This window comes from Blastococcus sp. Marseille-P5729 (assembly GCF_900292035.1).
GTDB lineage: Bacteria > Actinomycetota > Actinomycetes > Mycobacteriales > Antricoccaceae > Cumulibacter.
Map to the genome: position 1 here is coordinate 457,440 of NZ_OMPO01000002.1, position 14,766 is coordinate 472,205.

15 protein-coding genes and 2 pseudogenes are annotated in these 14,766 nt (G+C 68.6%); 5 read left to right on the forward strand and 12 right to left on the reverse strand.

Annotated elements, in window-relative coordinates:
• Positions 1-18: 18 nt before the first annotated feature.
• The 3 genes from glmM to rplM form a co-directional block, all read right to left on the reverse strand.
• Positions 19-1,365: a phosphoglucosamine mutase gene (gene glmM, locus DAA40_RS10640; protein ID WP_106849700.1), complete on the reverse strand. Its 1,347-nt coding sequence runs from the start codon at positions 1,363-1,365 to the stop codon at positions 19-21.
• 75 nt (positions 1,366-1,440) lie between these two features.
• A complete protein-coding gene (rpsI, locus tag DAA40_RS10645) occupies positions 1,441-1,845 on the reverse strand; it encodes a 30S ribosomal protein S9 (RefSeq protein WP_106849701.1) in 405 nt (134 codons plus the stop codon).
• Positions 1,846-1,873: 28 nt separating this feature from the next.
• A complete protein-coding gene (rplM, locus tag DAA40_RS10650; RefSeq protein WP_106849702.1) occupies positions 1,874-2,320 on the reverse strand; it encodes a 50S ribosomal protein L13 in 447 nt (148 codons plus the stop codon).
• 318 nt (positions 2,321-2,638) lie between these two features.
• Between rplM and glp the strand changes: the two genes are divergently transcribed.
• Genes glp through DAA40_RS10665 form a run of 3 tightly spaced genes read left to right on the forward strand, consistent with a single transcriptional unit; the run spans position 2,639 to position 4,844 of the window.
• Entirely contained in the window at positions 2,639-3,862 is a 1,224-nt protein-coding gene (gene glp / locus DAA40_RS10655) for a gephyrin-like molybdotransferase Glp (protein WP_106849703.1), read from the forward strand.
• 17 nt (positions 3,863-3,879) lie between these two features.
• Positions 3,880-4,350 carry a cyclic pyranopterin monophosphate synthase MoaC gene (gene moaC, locus DAA40_RS10660; RefSeq protein WP_106849704.1) on the forward strand — a complete coding sequence of 157 codons (471 nt, stop codon included), beginning with the start codon at positions 3,880-3,882 and terminating at the stop codon, positions 4,348-4,350.
• Positions 4,347-4,844, forward strand: coding sequence for a molybdenum cofactor biosynthesis protein B (locus DAA40_RS10665; protein ID WP_106849705.1), 498 nt, complete (start codon positions 4,347-4,349; stop codon positions 4,842-4,844). Before moaC ends, DAA40_RS10665 begins: the two co-directional genes overlap by 4 nt.
• A gap of 94 nt (positions 4,845-4,938) precedes the next feature.
• On the opposite strand, the gene DAA40_RS10670 is transcribed toward DAA40_RS10665, so the two are convergent.
• A complete protein-coding gene (locus tag DAA40_RS10670) occupies positions 4,939-5,490 on the reverse strand; it encodes a TetR/AcrR family transcriptional regulator (RefSeq protein ID WP_012397337.1) in 552 nt (183 codons plus the stop codon).
• Positions 5,491-5,573: 83 nt separating this feature from the next.
• Here DAA40_RS10670 and DAA40_RS10675 point away from each other — a divergent pair, with 83 nt between their 5' ends.
• Both DAA40_RS10675 and DAA40_RS10680 read left to right on the forward strand, forming a co-directional pair.
• On the forward strand, positions 5,574-6,029 hold the full coding sequence (locus DAA40_RS10675) for a DoxX family protein (protein ID WP_026077386.1): 456 nt from the start codon (positions 5,574-5,576) through the stop codon (positions 6,027-6,029).
• Positions 6,026-7,071 (forward strand): annotated as a pseudogene (locus tag DAA40_RS10680) (IS481 family transposase). Before DAA40_RS10675 ends, DAA40_RS10680 begins: the two are co-directional and overlap by 4 nt.
• Here the strand turns inward: DAA40_RS10680 and DAA40_RS10685 are convergent.
• The 8 genes and pseudogenes from DAA40_RS10685 to rpsD all read right to left on the reverse strand — a co-directional run bounded on the left by DAA40_RS10685 (position 7,005) and on the right by rpsD (position 14,764).
• Positions 7,005-7,706 (reverse strand): AbiV family abortive infection protein, encoded by a 702-nt coding sequence (locus tag DAA40_RS10685; protein ID WP_106849706.1) that lies wholly within the window; start codon positions 7,704-7,706, stop codon positions 7,005-7,007. The pseudogene DAA40_RS10680 and the gene DAA40_RS10685 sit on opposite strands and share 67 nt — an antisense overlap.
• A gap of 72 nt (positions 7,707-7,778) precedes the next feature.
• Entirely contained in the window at positions 7,779-9,728 is a 1,950-nt protein-coding gene (locus tag DAA40_RS10690; RefSeq protein WP_106849707.1) for a collagen binding domain-containing protein, read from the reverse strand.
• Between the two features lie 151 nt (positions 9,729-9,879).
• Positions 9,880-10,596, reverse strand: a complete 717-nt coding sequence (gene deoD / locus DAA40_RS10695) for a purine-nucleoside phosphorylase (RefSeq protein WP_106849708.1) — start codon at positions 10,594-10,596, stop codon at positions 9,880-9,882.
• 41 nt (positions 10,597-10,637) lie between these two features.
• Positions 10,638-11,375, reverse strand: coding sequence for a hypothetical protein (locus DAA40_RS10700; protein WP_106849709.1), 738 nt, complete (start codon positions 11,373-11,375; stop codon positions 10,638-10,640).
• A gap of 70 nt (positions 11,376-11,445) precedes the next feature.
• Positions 11,446-12,321: a tRNA pseudouridine(38-40) synthase TruA gene (gene truA, locus DAA40_RS10705; protein ID WP_106849710.1), complete on the reverse strand. Its 876-nt coding sequence runs from the start codon at positions 12,319-12,321 to the stop codon at positions 11,446-11,448.
• Between the two features lie 283 nt (positions 12,322-12,604).
• Positions 12,605-12,952: pseudogene (gene rplQ, locus DAA40_RS17045) on the reverse strand (50S ribosomal protein L17); the annotation flags it as partial.
• Positions 12,953-13,013: 61 nt separating this feature from the next.
• Positions 13,014-14,057, reverse strand: a complete 1,044-nt coding sequence (locus tag DAA40_RS10715; protein ID WP_106849712.1) for a DNA-directed RNA polymerase subunit alpha — start codon at positions 14,055-14,057, stop codon at positions 13,014-13,016.
• 101 nt (positions 14,058-14,158) lie between these two features.
• Positions 14,159-14,764 (reverse strand): 30S ribosomal protein S4, encoded by a 606-nt coding sequence (gene rpsD, locus DAA40_RS10720; protein WP_106849713.1) that lies wholly within the window; start codon positions 14,762-14,764, stop codon positions 14,159-14,161.
• Positions 14,765-14,766 lie beyond the last annotated feature (2 nt).

Below are 14,766 nucleotides of genomic sequence, written 5' to 3' on the forward strand. Positions count from 1 at the left end.
CACGCGGCGCGACCGGCTTTACCGCGTCGCGGCCACCGAGTCGGCGACCTTGCGCGCCCCCCGCTCCGCCTGGTCCTCGCTCGGCGCCTCGACCATCCCCCGGACCAGTTGCTCGGTCCCGCTGGGACGCAGCAGGATCCGGCCGGCCCCGGCGAGCTCGACCTCGGCGCGGCGGACCGCCTCGGCCACCGGACGGGCGGACGCCGCCCGCTCCCGGTCGGCGACCGGCACGTTGATCATCACCTGCGGCAGCCTCGTGACGACCGAGCCGAGCTCGGCCAGGGTGCGGCCGGTCTGTGCCATCCGCGCCATCAGGTGCAGCGCGGTCAGGAGGCCGTCGCCGGTGGTCGCGTCCTTCAGGAACACCACGTGCCCGGACTGCTCCCCCCCGAGCGCCAGCCGGTCAGCGCGCAGCCGCTCCAGCACGTACCGGTCCCCGACCGCCGTGGTCGCGACCGAGATGCCGTGCTCGGCCATGGCGTTGTGGAAGCCCAGGTTGCTCATGACGGTGGCGACGACCGTGTCGTCGGTGAGCTCCCCGGCCTCCTTGAGCCCGATCGCGCAGATCGCGAGGATCTGGTCGCCGTCGATGTCCTTGCCGGCGGCGTCCACCGCGAGGCAGCGGTCGGCGTCGCCGTCGTGCGCGATGCCGAGATCCGCGCCGTGCTCGACGACCGCGGCGCGCAGCGAGTCCAGATGGGTGGAGCCGACCCCGTCGTTGATGTTGGTGCCGTTCGGCTCGGCGCCCATGACGACCACGTCGGCCCCGGCGCGCCGGTAGGCCTCGGGCGCGATCAGAGACGAGGCGCCGTGGGCGCAGTCGACGACGACCTTCAGTCCCGACAGGTCGGCGGGGACCGCGGTGAGTAGGTGATCGGCGTACGCCGCGGCGCCCTCGGCGTGATCGGTGACGCGGCCGACGTCGGCCCCCGTCGGACGCTGCCACGGTGCGTCGTCGTCGAGGATCAGCGCCTCGATCTCTGCCTCGGTGTCGTCGGGAAGCTTGTGGCCGCCGGCGGCGAAGATCTTGATGCCGTTGTCGGGCATCGGGTTGTGGCTCGCCGACAGCATCACGCCCAGATCGGCGCGGAAGTGTGCGGTCAGGAAGGCAAGCGCCGGCGTGGGCAGCATCCCGACGCGGATGACGTCGGCGCCGGCGGAGGTGAGCCCTGCGACGACCGCTCCCTCCAGCATCTCGCCGCTGGCGCGCCCGTCACGGCCGATGACCGCCACCGGACGGCGGTCCTGCACGTCGCGCAGCAGCACCCGCGCCGCCGCCTCTCCGACGCGCAGCGCCAGCGACGGGGTCAGCAGATCGCCGTTAGCCAGCCCGCGCACCCCGTCGGTGCCGAACAGTCTTCCCATGTGCCTCGTCCTTTCCGGGCCCGAGTACGACCGGAGGGGGCGTCCTGGTGGACACCCCCTCCGGTCTCGTAGCTCTTAGCGCTTGCTGTACTGCGGAGCCTTGCGGGCCTTCTTCAAGCCGTACTTCTTGCGCTCCTTCACCCGCGGGTCGCGGGTGAGGAAGCCGGCCTTCTTCAACGGCGGGCGGTCCTCGGACTCCAGCTCGGTCAGCGCGCGGGCGATCCCCAGTCGCAGGGCACCGGCCTGGCCAGTGATGCCGCCGCCCTTGAGCAGGGCGATGACGTCGTACTGGTCTTCCTTCTCCAGCGTGACGAAGGGCTCCTTGATGAGCTGCTGGTGGACCTTGTTCGGGAAGTAGTTCTCCAGCTCGCGGCCGTTCAGCGAGAACTTGCCGGTGCCGGGCACCAGGCGGACGCGAACGATGGCCTCCTTGCGGCGGCCGACGGTCTGTACCGGCTTGTCAGCGAAAGCAGTGGTCATGCGTGTATCCCTCGAATCTCGCCGGCGCCTACTGGGCGACCTGGTCGATGGTGAAGACCTGTGGGTTCTGCGCCGCGTGCGGGTGCTCCGAGCCGGCGTACACCTTCAGCTTGCGGATCTGCTTGGCGCCCATCTTGTTGTGCGGCAGCATGCCCTTGACGGCCTTCTCGATGACCCGCTCGGGCCGGGCGCCCTCGAGGACCTCGCCGTAGGTGCGCGACTTCAAGCCGCCCGGGTGGCCGGAGTGCCGGTAGTCGAGCTTCTGGTCACGCTTGTTACCGGTCAGCGCGACCTTCTCGGCGTTGATCACGACGACGAAGTCGCCGGTGTCGACGTGCGGGGCGTACTGCGGCTTGTGCTTGCCGCGCAGCAGGCTCGCTGCGTGCGTGGCAAGACGACCGAGGACGACGTCCTTGGCATCGATGACATGCCAGACGCGAGTGACCTCGCCGGGCTTCGGGCTGTACGTACGCACTTGAACTGCCTCTTCGCTACCTCGTGTGGAGACCTGCCGGGCGCAGTGGTCTCGCCTTGACGAACTCTTTTGGTGGCCGGGCGCCGAACGGATGAACAGGGCGCTACGTGCAGGCCACTGTGCAATGTGTCGGCGCAAGGCGCGGGTCGTGCGGTTGCCGCGACCCGGCGGCGGAGAGCACCCCACGCGCACAATTGGCCAACGGACCGACGATTTACTTTACAGGCTGGCCAGGAATCGGTCAAAGCGCTGCCGAAGCCTCTTGGGTGGCCTCCCTCACCCCAGCGACCGCCGTGGCGCGGGGCTAAGGTCGACAGCATGCCGCCTTCCCTGATGCCCGTCGACCAGTATGCCGACGTGGTTCGCGACCTGCTGGGCGTGGCCACTCCCACGCCGGTCCCGCTGGCGGAGGCGGATGGCCTGGTCCTCGCCGCGGACCTCGTCGCCGAGGTGCCGCTGCCGACCTTCGCCAACTCCGCGATGGACGGGTACGCGGTACGCCACAGCGACCTGGCAGCCGCCGGGCCCACCACCTTGCCGGTGTGCGCCGACATCCCGGCCGGACGCATCGACGTCCCGCCGCTGGCCCCGGGCAGTGCGGCGCGGATCATGACCGGTGCGCCGGTGCCCGACGGCGCCGACACTGTGATCCCGGTCGAGTTCACCGATGCCTCGGCCACCGGGGACGCGCCCGCCGAGGTGACCTTCCTCGAGACCGTCGAGCGAGGCCGACACGTGCGGCCGCGTGGCGAGGAGGCCGAGACCGGTGATGTCCTGCTGAGCGCCGGAACCGCGCTCACCCCGCCCGCGCTGGGGCTGGCCGCCGCGGCGGGCCATGCAACCGTGCTGGCCTACCCGCGCCCGCGGGTGCTGGTGCTCTCGACCGGCAGCGAGCTGGTGACTCCGGGGCGGCCGTTGCAGCACGGGCAGATCTACGAGTCGAACTCTGTCGTCCTGGTCAGCGCCCTGGAGCGGATCGGCGCCCGCGCCCGCGCGCTCCAGCTGGTCGAGGACGACGTCGAGACCTTCCACCGCCGGCTGCGGGACGAGGCTGCGGACGCCGACCTGATCGTGACCAGCGGCGGCGTCAGCGCCGGAGCCTTCGAGGTCGTCAAGGAGGCGCTGGAGGGCGCGGTGGAGTTCGTGAAGACGGGGATGCAGCCGGGCATGCCGCAAGGTTGCGGCCGGTTCGAGGGGACGCCGATCGTGACGCTACCCGGCAACCCGGTGAGCGTCTACGTGTCGTTCGAGGTCTATCTGCGCGGCGCGCTGCTGGCCTGGATGGGCTGCGCGGACACGGAGCGGCCCGGGTTCGTCGGCACCTGGAAGGGCCCACGGCAGGGCTCCCCGGCCGACAAGCGGCAGTTCCTCCGGGGCGTGTGCGACGTCCCCGAGGGGACCGTCACGCCGGTCGGCGCTCCCCCGTCGCACCTGCTGGCCGCGCTGGCGCGCGCCAACTGCCTGGTCGTCATCCCCGAGGGCCAGGCCTCGGTGAGCCCGGGCGACGACGTCGAGATCTGGCTGCTGGACTCCGCCCTCTAGTGCCAGAAAGGAACCCCATGAGCGAGCTCACGCACGTCGACTCCAGCGGGCAGGCCCGCATGGTGGACGTCTCCGGCAAGGAGGTCACCGCCCGGCAGGCCACCGCCACCGCGCGGCTGCTGACCACGCCCGACGTCGTCGCGCTGCTGCGCGGGGAGGGCGTGCCCAAGGGCGACGCGCTGGCGGTTGCGCGGGTCGCCGGCATCGCCGCCGCGAAGCGCACCCCGGGTCTCATTCCGCTGTGCCACCCGATCGCGATCCACTCGGTGAAGGTCGAGCTCGAGGTGGTGGACGACGGGGTGCTGATCAGCGCCACCGTGCGCACCGCCGACCGCACCGGCATCGAGATGGAGGCGCTGACCAGCGCGGCCGTGGCCGGCTTGAACCTCATAGACATGGTGAAGGCGGTCGATCCTGCCGCGAGCATCACCGACGTCCGCGTCGAGCAGAAGCTCGGCGGCAAGACCGGCCAATGGAATCGAGCATGAGTACCGAGAAGCTGACCGGCCAGGCGGTCGTCATCACCGCATCGAACCGCGCGAACGCCGGCGTGTACGAGGACGAGAGTGGGGCGCTGCTGGAGCGCGAGCTGAGCGGCCTGGGGCTGACCGTGCGTCGGGAGGTGCTCCCCGACGACCTGACCCGCCTTGGTGACGCGCTGCGTCAGGCGGTGGCGGAGGGCGTGGATCTGGTGCTGACGACCGGCGGCACCGGCCTCACGCCCAGCGACGTCACGCCGGAGGCGACCGCCGCGGTGATCGAGCGGCCGGCTCCAGGGCTGGCCGAGGCGATCCGGGCGTACGGCGCTCCCAAGGTGCCGACCGCCGTCCTCTCCCGCGGGCTTGCGGGAGTAGCCGGCCGCACCCTGATCGTCAACCTGCCCGGGTCCACCGGCGGCGTCCGCGACGGCCTGCAGGTGCTGCGGCCGCTGCTGCCGCACATCCTCAGCCAGCTGGCCGGTGGCGACCACGCGCGCGACTGAACCGGCCGACGAGAGCGAGAGGGTGGGTGACCAGCAGGTCACCCACCCTCTTGATCGCGGCTAGCTGTACTAACCGGGGACGTTGATCGAAGACTTACGCGAAGAGTTGCCGAGCGGCGCGGCGGGCGAGATCGTCTGTTTGAAGATCGGGGGTAGCGCCTTCGGCTGCAAGGGATGCAAGCCCGTGAACCAGGGACCAGGCCACGTGCGCTGCTTCCGAGGTTGTCAGGTGTGCCCTGCGTTCTGCGGGTATTGATTCGACGCCTGCCATAAGCGCCTCCATCGAGGATGCCCGGGCTGCACTCAACTCACCGTCATCGGCGTGGAGCAGCTCCGGCCTGTGCATCACGGCGTAGTGGCCAGGGTGCTCACGTGCGAACCTGACGTACGCGACTGCTGCCTCGTCGAAGCCACCAGCCGTGGCTGCGGCCACATCGGCGGCAAGCAGGCGCAGACCTTGCGCGGCTAGCGCCGTGAGCAGGCCTCGTCGATCGCCGAAATGATGCGCGGGTGCGCCATGCGAGACCCCGGCCCGACGGGCAAGCTCGCGCAGCGACAGTGAACTGGGTCCAACCTCGTCGATCATCTGCGCCGACTCGTCGAGGAGTGCTCGTCTTAGGTCGCCGTGGTGATATCCGTCGCTCATGACCACACCCTATGAGTTCGATCTAGGCATCGACCAGATCAAAGGCTAGCCTGATCTAGTCATTGTCTAGATAGGGAGTTCCCATGGCACCTTTGATCGTCCTACTCGTCTTCACAACTCTTGCCCGAGCGGTGGGGGCGCTGGGCGTCGGCTACGTCGCCTCCTGGCCCGCCGCCACGGCTGTGGGGCTGGCTGCCATGTTCATCGTGACCGGCGCCAGCCACTTCTTCCCTGCACGGCGGGCAGGGCTCATCGCCATCGTCCCACCGGCTCTCAAGCATCCCGCCGCGCTGGTCGCACTCACCGGCGTGCTCGAGCTGCTGGGTGCCGTCGCCCTTCTCGTTCCTCCCGAGGCGGGACAGCTGCGCGTGGCAGCAGCGCTCAGTCTGGCCGTGCTGCTGTTCGTGATGTTCCCCGCGAATGTCTACGCGTCACAAGCCCGTAGGTCTGAGCACTCACCCAACACGCCCCTGCCGCAGCGAACGGCGATGCAGTGCGTCTTCATCGCGGCGACACTCTTCGTGGCTCTGGCTTCATGACACGAGGACATCACGCCAACGCCGCTCTCACGCCCCGACACCGACTCAAGGTCGCCCGTCTCGTCGCCGACGACGGCTGGCCGATCAGTGAAGTCGCCGCGCGGTTCCAAGTGTCATGGCCGACCGTGAAGCGATGGGTCGACCGCTACCTGGTCGGCGAGTCCATGCAGGACCGGTCGTCGCGCCCGAGGACTTCGCCGAACAAGACCCGAAGTCGGTGACGAAGCGCTGCGTGAGCCTTCGAATGCGACTGCGGGAAGGGCCCGTTCAGCTCGCTTCCCGACTCGACATCGCACCGTCCACCGTGCATCGCATCCTCACCACAGCGCGCCTGAACCGGTTGTCCTACGTGGACCGCGCCACCGGTGAGCCCGTCCGCCGGTACGAGCACCCTCACCCCGGGTCGCTGGTTCACGTGGACGTGAAGAAGGTCGGGAACATCCCTGACGGTGGCGGTTGGCGGTACGTCGGCCGCCGCCAAGGCGAGAAGAACCGCGCCGCCACGCCAGGCAAGCCACGCAACCAGTACGGCGGCCCGAAACTCGGGTACGCGTTCGTCCACACCGTCATCGACGACCACTCCCGCGTCGCATACACCGAGGTCCGCGACGACGAGACCGCCATCACTGCCGTCGCCGTCCTTCGCCGGGCGGTGCAGTGGTTCGCCGGCCATGGCGTCACCATCGAGCGGGTGCTGTCGGACAACGGTGGGGCGTACCGCTCGCACCTGTGGCGCGACACCTGCCATGGCCTGTCGATCACGCCGAAACGGACCCGCCCGTACCGCCCGCAGACCAATGGGAAGGTGGAGCGCTTCCACCGGACGATGGCCGACGGGTGGGCCTACGCCCGCTGCTACACCAGCGAGCAAGAACGCCGCGACGCGCTCGAGCCGTGGCTAGGGCACTACAACGAAGTGCGACCGCATACCGCGTGCGGTAACCAGCCGCCACACACCAAACTCAGAGCGGCTGGCTACTCTTCGGTGACTTCGACGCCCACGCCGGGCGGCTCCTCGGTGAAGAACTCGGGGTCCGAGTAGGGAAGGATCGTCCAGTGAAGATCCTCCGCCGAGTCGATCCGGCTAGGAACGGAGGCGTCTTGTTGGCGGGTGTGGTCCTGGATCAGATGCATCTGAACTACCTCGGCCGCTCGACGAATCTGCTCCACGATCCCCCCGGCGGGTATGTCCAGCGGCGAGGAGATCCGGTCGGCTACACGGTCGACATAGAAGCCAGCCTGCTTGTCGAGGTTCCGCTGCCGCGCCAACCCATGGAACGTCTCCAAGTCCGGCAACTGGTAGTACTCGATCCGACGGTCTGGGTCCCAGAAGCCACCCAGACCTGACGCAAACTGCTCCGCCACCTGCAGCTTTTCTGCATGTGGTGCGCGGGTGGTGCGTAGGCCGTCCGGAACCCGAACCAGGCCAGGTTCGTGAGGCTGCACCCCGTAGAGGCCCAAAGGCGCACTCCACTCCCACTCGGCGGCCTCGTAAAGCCAGCGTGCCTTCGCCACTTCCTCCATCGCGAGCACCAGGAGCGCCTGAGCCCGGCCGGCACTGCCCCGGTCCGCCAGGGCGTGGGCATCCTCCACAAGCGCCACCGCGTTCGCCATCAGGGACTTCCACCATCGGCGCGCGAAGTCTGCGCTGACCTCTTCAACCTGCGGCTCGCCCATGCAGCGAGTATCTCGCGTCACCGGCCGATCCTCGATCAACGTCTCCGGTCAGTACAGCTAGCGGCAGCAACCCTACCGGTGGTGCGCCGTCCGACCGCGCCGTCCGCCGGCGATGGCCAGCAGCCCAGCGGCGATCAACGCGAACGCGACGCTGCCCAGCCCGCCCGCCTCGACGCCGGTCTGGGCGAGCGACGGCTTACCGGTCGGGGGCTGCGGCTGCGGACCGATCGGCTGCGGGTTCCCTGGCGTTCCCGGGTTCCCCGGGTTCTTCGGCTCCGGCGTGTACGCGTGGTACGGATTGTCGTCGTCCACCGGCTTGTCGGTGAGCTGACCCTTGCCCGTCACCGACGCCACATCCGTATGGGGCTCACCCGGCTGCACACCCGTCAGCTGGGCCGTGCACGTGAACGACGCATCGACCGCGAACGGGCCCGCCCATGTGGTGCCCGCTGAACCATCCGGGAACGCGCAGCTCAGATCGGACACCGCGCCCGAACCTGCGGTCACCTCATCGCTCACCACCACATCGACCAACGGCTCGTCACCGTCGTTCGTGATCGTGAACACCAGATCGGTCGAGCCGTCCGGCAGCAGCACGCTCTGCTCGACCGTGTCCGCGTCGTTGCCGGCGGCGTCCTTCTTCACGATGTCCACGGACGGCTCGGGAGCCAGTTCCGCGGTGTTCGTGACCTCGACGTACGCCGTGGTCTGATCGCCGACGGTGATCGTCGCCGAGGTGCCGTCCGGAGCGATCTCGACGCCGGGGCTGCCTGCGGGGTTCGCGAAGACCGGAGCTCCCCACGTGATGCCCGGGACGGCCGGTGGGGTGGCCTCAGTGAGGGTCACGACCGTGCCGACCGGCAGGCCGTGCAGCTCTCCCGCCGCGCCGCCGGCAGTCACCGCGATCTTCTTGGTCGTGGCGACGCCGTCGACCGTGTAGGTCGCGAGCATGGTGAACTGAGCGTCGCCCGGAACCTGCGAGGCGCCGTCCCCCGCGATCGGCTGCTTCAGGACGCCGATCCCGCCGAAGCCCGGGCCGTCGGCGGTGCCGCCGCCCTGCGAGTTTCGGGTAACCGTGTCCTGCACGTGGGTCCCGGCGATTTCGGCGGTGTTCGAGTAGCTCTGCCCCACGTTGCTGTTGTCGGTCTTCGCGTAGTAGGTGATCCGGTAGAACTCGCCCGGGTCGATGGTGCCCGGCGCGAACACCGCCGTGAAGCCGTCCTTCGTCACGGTGAGGCTGACGCCGTCCGTGAAGGTCTCCCACGTCCCCTGCTGCGGGTTGGTCAGGACCTGCACCTCGACGGGCGGGGTGATCGACTGGCCAGGTGACATCGTGTCGGTCACGGTCACCGGGATCGTGTTGTCGACCTTCGAACCGGGGATGAGGACCTGCCAGTGAATCACTGTGCGGTCGTCGTTACCGAACCATCCCCACTTGTCGATGTGCTCCGGGTACTCGGGGGTGCCGGGCTCGATTCCCCCGTCGCCGGGGAGGTCGACGGGCACCTCGCCCGTCACGGTGCCGAAATCGACCGTCGTGCTCTCGGTCGCCTGCACCGCCTGGGCGTTCACCCAGACGCTCCCGGCGAGGTAGTCATACTTTTGTGATCCGTCTGCGTCGAGCACGCCGTCGGTGAAGGTGCAGGTGACCGTGCTCGGGTCGCCGCCTGCGGTGCAGGCCGCGATCGTCGTCCCATCAGGATGCACGAGATTCCACGCGAGATTGACGGTCCTGAGCTCCGGCGGCAGCGTAAGCACAAAGCTGTCGCCTGGCTGGACCTGCACACCCTGGGTGTTGTAGTCGAACGACACCCTGGTCGACTGCCACTGGACCAGCGGATCGTCCGGGTCGTCGGTGCTGTCGTTCTCGATCGTGATGGAGCCCGTGTCTATCACCTGGCTCACGTCGGCGGCGCGCGCCGTGCTCGATATCGTCACCACCATTCCGAGCGCTAATGCCGTGGCCATCGCGGCAGCGATAAGCCAGCGCACGAGATCCCGGGCAGAACGAATCCAACTCATACGGCAGTGCCCCCCTTGACGATGCCCCACGCCCCCGCGTGAGCACCTGCTAGCCGCGTCTCGCGCGCCTAGATGCGTTAGTTATCGGTAGAAGGTTCACACGGATCGCACGGCGGGTCAAGGCCGACGCGGCCATACATCGCCTAGATCACTAGATTCCGTGGACAGCGGCAATCGACTCTAGCGCCATCTCCACCATGTCTCCGAAGGACTCCTGGCGTTCCTGCGAGCTGGTCTCCTCGCCGGTCAGCAGGTGATCGGAGACGGTGACGATCGCCAGGCCCTTGCGCTGGAATTTCGCTGCAAGCGTGTACAGCGCCGCCGCCTCCATCTCCACCGCGAGGACGCCGTACTCCCCGGTGCGGCTGACCAGCTCGGCGCGGTCGTTGTAGAAGGAGTCCGAGGAGATGATGTTGCCGACGTGCATCGGCATGCCTCGCTCGTCGCCGACGGCGTAGGCCGCCTGCAACAGCTCGAAGTCCGCGATCGGGGCGAAGTCGACACCCTCGAAGCGCAGCCGGTTGATGTTGGAGTCGGTGCAGGCAGCCTGCGCCAGGATGACGTCGCGGATCTTCACCCGCTCCTGCATCGCGCCGGCCGACCCAACGCGGACGACCGACTGCACGTCGTAGTCCTTGAACAGCTCGGTGCAGTAGATCGAGAACGACGGCAGTCCCATGCCGGAGCCTTGGGCCGATATCTCCATGCCCTTGTAGATCCCGGTGTAGCCCAGCATGTTGCGCACATCGGTGTACTGCTTGGCGTCTTCGAGGTAGTTCTCGGCGATCCACTTCGCCCGCAGTGGGTCACCGGGCATGAGGACGTAGGGCGCGATCTGACCGGGCTCAGCCCCGATGTGAATACTCATGAGCTCAGCCTAGAGGCGGGCGGCACCCGCGCTGCAGCAGGTCAGCCCGTGTAGGCGCAGACGTCCTCGTAGCTCATCTCGAAGTCCTCCAAGACCTCCTTCGCGTCCGGCTCGTACGGCGCGTCGATCTGGCAAACCCGGAAACCGTCACCATCGTCCAGCAGGGCCACTGCCAACTCGCCCTGGTCGGCGGGAATGTCGTCGGGCAGCTCGTCGAGCTCCCAGATCACGACCGCCAGCTCGACGTCGTCGACCGCCTTGGTTGCCGAATCGGTGGCGTTGCCCTCGCTGAAGGTCACGCCCAGGTCCTGGGCCCCGCCGTCCATGATGTCGTCGATGTCGTCCTCGACCTCGCCCCGGGCGTTGTCCTTCATGCCTTCCTCGTCCATGGCGTCCACCGCCTCGAAGAACGACATGGTGACCTCCTCGGGGCCTGGGGCGCTGACCGTCGTCGAGGAGCCGGCCTCCGTCCCATTGCCCGAGTCGTCATCGCGCAGCAGGAAGAATAGCCCGAGGCCGGCAGCCAGGGCGACCACGAGGCCGGTCGCGATCCAGATCGGCAGCTTCGAGCGCTGCGGCGGTGGGCCGTATCCCCCGGGCCCTGGTTGGCCGCCGTACGGCCCGGGCTGGGGGCCCGGCTGACCGCCGTACTGCGGTCCGTAGCTCGGGCCTGTGGGATAGGAGACCTCGTACTGCTGACCGTAGGGATCTGGCTGGCCGGGACCGTGACCGTAGGGGGCCGGCTGCTGGGGACCATAGGGCGGGTTGGGCTGGTTCATCGCGCTACCTCCGCGTCAGGGGCTGTTGCCCCTTCGATGGCAGGGGTGCGCCGACGGATCCGCGGACCGGTCATTCCTGGTCGCGGCGATTGCGGGTGACGCGATTGCGGGCGGCCAGCTGGTCGTCCGGGGGGTACTCGACCGCGACCAGAGTGAGCCCCTTGGCCGGCGCGACCGCGATCTCGCTCGAGCGCTCCTGCCGCGCCAGCAGTCCTGCCGGCCAGTCGACGGGCTTGCGTCCCTCCCCGACCGCGACCAGCGCGCCGACCAGCGAGCGCACCATCGAATGGCAGAAGGCATCAGCCTGGACGTCAGCACGGATCACGCCGTCGCGCTCGCGGCCCCAGTCCAGGCGCAGCAGCGTGCGGATCGTCGTTGCGTCCGCACGCCTCTTGCAGTACGCCGCGAAGTCGTGCAACCCCCGCAGCTGCTCGGAGGCGGCCTGCATGAGCGCGGTGTCCAACGGGCGGGGCCAGTGGACGACGTCCTGCCGGCGCAGCGGGTCGACGCCCCATTCCCGGTCGCTGATCCGGTAGGCATAGCTGCGCGAGAGCCCGGAGAACCGGGCATCGAAGTCTGGGGGCGCCTCGCTGATGCCGGTCACGCGGACGTCCGGCGGCAGCAGGCCGGCCAGCCGCCGCAGCAGCAAGCGCTCGTGGCTCGCAAACAGCTCGGCGGGCAAGTCCAGGTGAGCGACCTGCCCGCTGGCGTGGACACCAGCGTCGGTGCGCCCGGCGACGACGAGTCGTACCGGGCGGCGCAGGATCATCCGCAGCGTGGTCTGCAGGATTCCGCAGACGGTACGACGGTCGGGCTGAGGTGCCCAGCCTGAGAAGTCGGTGCCGTCATAGGCGATCTCCAGCCGCAGGCGTACCTGCGGCGGATGCGGCAGGAGCCCGCCACCCTCATGGGTGACGGGCTCCTGGCGGGGGTTGCTAGAGGGCATCCCGGGTGTTTACCTCTGCGGCGGGTCCACCCTGCGCCGGCTTGCTGGCCGCCGCGTCGAGCGCTGCGTCGTCGGCTGCCTCTGCCTTGGCGACGTCCTCGGCGGCGCCAGCCTCGGCCTCGACGGCCTCCTCCTGCGCCTCCGCCTCGGCGGCGTCGTCCTGCGCTGCCTCGTCGTCCTTGGCGTCGTCCGAGGCGGCTGGCTTGGGCTGGTCCTTCTCGAACTTCGATCCGCGTGCGGCCTCGGCCTCGCGCACGACCTTGGTCGTCGCCGAGGCCTCCTCGACCAGCTCGATGATCGCCATCGGCGCGTTGTCGCCCTTGCGGGGACCGACCTTGATGATCCGGGTGTAGCCACCCGGACGGTCGATGTAGCGCGGGCCGATCTCGGCGAACAGGTGGTGGACGACGTCCTTGTCGCGGATCGTCGACATCACGATGCGGCGGGCGTGCAGGTCGCCACGGCGGGCGAAGGTGATCAGTCGCTCTGCGAGCGGACGCAGACGCTTGGCCTTGGCCTCGGTGGTGGTGATCCGGCCGTGCTCGAACAGCGAGGTCGCAAGGTTGGCCAGCATCAGCTTCTGGTGCGATGGACTGCCGCCGAAACGGGTGCCCTTGGTGGGCGTGGGCATGATCGGTGCTCCTGTCGGTTACTGCGGTGAGAAGTGGTGGGTGCGGCGTACCGCGGTCGAGCTAGAGCTCTTCGGTCTCGGCGTAGTCAGCCTCGCCGGCGCCGGCGTCGGAGAAGCCGGTGTCGAACTCGTCGTCGTAGATCCCGCTGATCTGCGAGGGATCGAACGGCGAGGAGTCCTTCAGGCCCAGCCCCATGCCGTGCAGCTTGAGCTTGACCTCGTCGATCGACTTCTGGCCGAAGTTGCGGATGTCGAGCAGGTCGGCCTCGCTCCGCGAGACCAGCTCGCCGACGGTGTGGATGCCCTCGCGCTTGAGGCAGTTGAACGAGCGCACGGTGAGGTCCATGTCCTCGATCGGCATCGTGTACGAGGCGAGGTCGGCGGCCTCGGACGGCGACGGTCCGACCTCGATGCCCTCGGCCTCGACGTTGAGCTCATGGAACAGACCGAACAGCTCGACAAGGGTGCGCCCGGCCGAGGCGATCGCATCACGCGGGGTGATCGACGGCTTGGTCTCGACGTCCACCACGAGACGATCGAAGTCGGTGCGCTGCTCGACGCGGGTGGCCTCGACGTTGTAGCTGACCTTCATGACCGGGGAGTAGATCGAGTCGACCGGGATGCGGCCGATCTCCTGGCCCTGCTGCTTGTTCTGCGGGGCCGGCACGTAGCCGCGGCCACGCTCGACGGTCAGCTCGATCTCGAGCGTGCCCTTCTTGTTGAGGGTGCCGATGCGCAGGTCGGGGTTGTGCACGGTGACGCCCGCCGGCGCGGCGATGTCGCCGGCGGTAACCTCGCCGGGGCCCTGCTTGCGCAGGACGATGGTGACCGGCTCGTCCTCCTCGGAGGAGACGACGAGCTCCTTGAGGTTGAGGATCAGCTCGGTGACGTCCTCCTTCAGGCCCGGGACGGTCTGGAACTCGTGGAGGACGCCGTCGATCTTGATGCTGGTGATGGCAGCACCGGGGATCGAGGACAGGAGGGTGCGGCGCAGGGAGTTGCCGAGGGTGTAGCCGAAGCCGGGCTCGAGCGGTTCGATGATGAACTTCGAGCGGAGGTCGTCGACGCGCTCTTCGGTGACGGTAGGACGCTGCGAGATGAGCACAGAGTTTTCCTTTCTGGCGATCGCCCGCTATATGACGATCAGCGCGGTGCGCGCCCCGGGAGAGGCATGCGGCAGGCCCGGGGCCGCACCGAGGTGAATGACTACTTCGAGTAGAGCTCGACGATGAGTTGTTCCTGCACGGGGATCTCGATCTGTGCGCGCTCGGGGAGCTGGTGCACGAGAACCTGCAGCGTGTTCGGGTTGACGTGCAGCCAGGCCGGCACCGGGCGCTCACCCTGAGTGGCCTTGGCGATCTCGAACGGCGTGGTCGACAGCGACTTCGGCTTAACCTCGATGATGTCGTACTGGGACACGCGGTAGCTCGGGATGTTGACCTTCTGGCCGTTCACCGTGAAGTGCGCGTGCGAGACCAGCTGGCGCGCCTGGCGGCGGGTACGCGCGATGCCCGCGCGGTAGATGACGTTGTCGAGCCGAGACTCGAGGATCTGCAGCAGGTTGTCACCGGTCTTGCCCTGACGGCGGACCGCCTCCTCGTAGTAGCGGCGGAACTGCTTCTCCAGGACGCCGTAGGAGTACTTCGCCTTCTGCTTCTCCTGCATCTGGAGGCGGTATTCGCTTTCCTTGATGCGGATGCGGCCGTGCTGGCCCGGTGGGTAGGGACGACGCTCGAAGGACTGGTCGCCGCCGATCAGATCGACGCCCAGTCGACGCGAGATGCGGGTTGCGGGGCCTGTGTAACGTGCCATGT

What these genes read in the sequence shown, in the direction of transcription:
- glmM (WP_106849700.1), bottom strand. Translation starts at nt 1,365, where the DNA reads ATGGGAAGACTGTTCGGCACCGACGGGGTGCGCGGGCTGGCTAACGGC.
- rpsI (WP_106849701.1), bottom strand. Translation starts at nt 1,845, where the DNA reads ATGACCACTGCTTTCGCTGACAAGCCGGTACAGACCGTCGGCCGCCGC.
- glp (WP_106849703.1), top strand. Translation starts at nt 2,639, where the DNA reads ATGCCGCCTTCCCTGATGCCCGTCGACCAGTATGCCGACGTGGTTCGC.
- moaC (WP_106849704.1), top strand. Translation starts at nt 3,880, where the DNA reads ATGAGCGAGCTCACGCACGTCGACTCCAGCGGGCAGGCCCGCATGGTG.
- DAA40_RS10665 (WP_106849705.1), top strand. Translation starts at nt 4,347, where the DNA reads ATGAGTACCGAGAAGCTGACCGGCCAGGCGGTCGTCATCACCGCATCG.
- DAA40_RS10670 (WP_012397337.1), bottom strand. Translation starts at nt 5,490, where the DNA reads ATGAGCGACGGATATCACCACGGCGACCTAAGACGAGCACTCCTCGAC.
- DAA40_RS10675 (WP_026077386.1), top strand. Translation starts at nt 5,574, where the DNA reads ATGGCACCTTTGATCGTCCTACTCGTCTTCACAACTCTTGCCCGAGCG.
- DAA40_RS10685 (WP_106849706.1), bottom strand. Translation starts at nt 7,706, where the DNA reads ATGGGCGAGCCGCAGGTTGAAGAGGTCAGCGCAGACTTCGCGCGCCGA.
- DAA40_RS10690 (WP_106849707.1), bottom strand. Translation starts at nt 9,728, where the DNA reads ATGAGTTGGATTCGTTCTGCCCGGGATCTCGTGCGCTGGCTTATCGCT.
- deoD (WP_106849708.1), bottom strand. Translation starts at nt 10,596, where the DNA reads ATGAGTATTCACATCGGGGCTGAGCCCGGTCAGATCGCGCCCTACGTC.
- DAA40_RS10700 (WP_106849709.1), bottom strand. Translation starts at nt 11,375, where the DNA reads ATGAACCAGCCCAACCCGCCCTATGGTCCCCAGCAGCCGGCCCCCTAC.
- truA (WP_106849710.1), bottom strand. Translation starts at nt 12,321, where the DNA reads ATGCCCTCTAGCAACCCCCGCCAGGAGCCCGTCACCCATGAGGGTGGC.
- rpsD (WP_106849713.1), bottom strand. Translation starts at nt 14,764, where the DNA reads ATGGCACGTTACACAGGCCCCGCAACCCGCATCTCGCGTCGACTGGGC.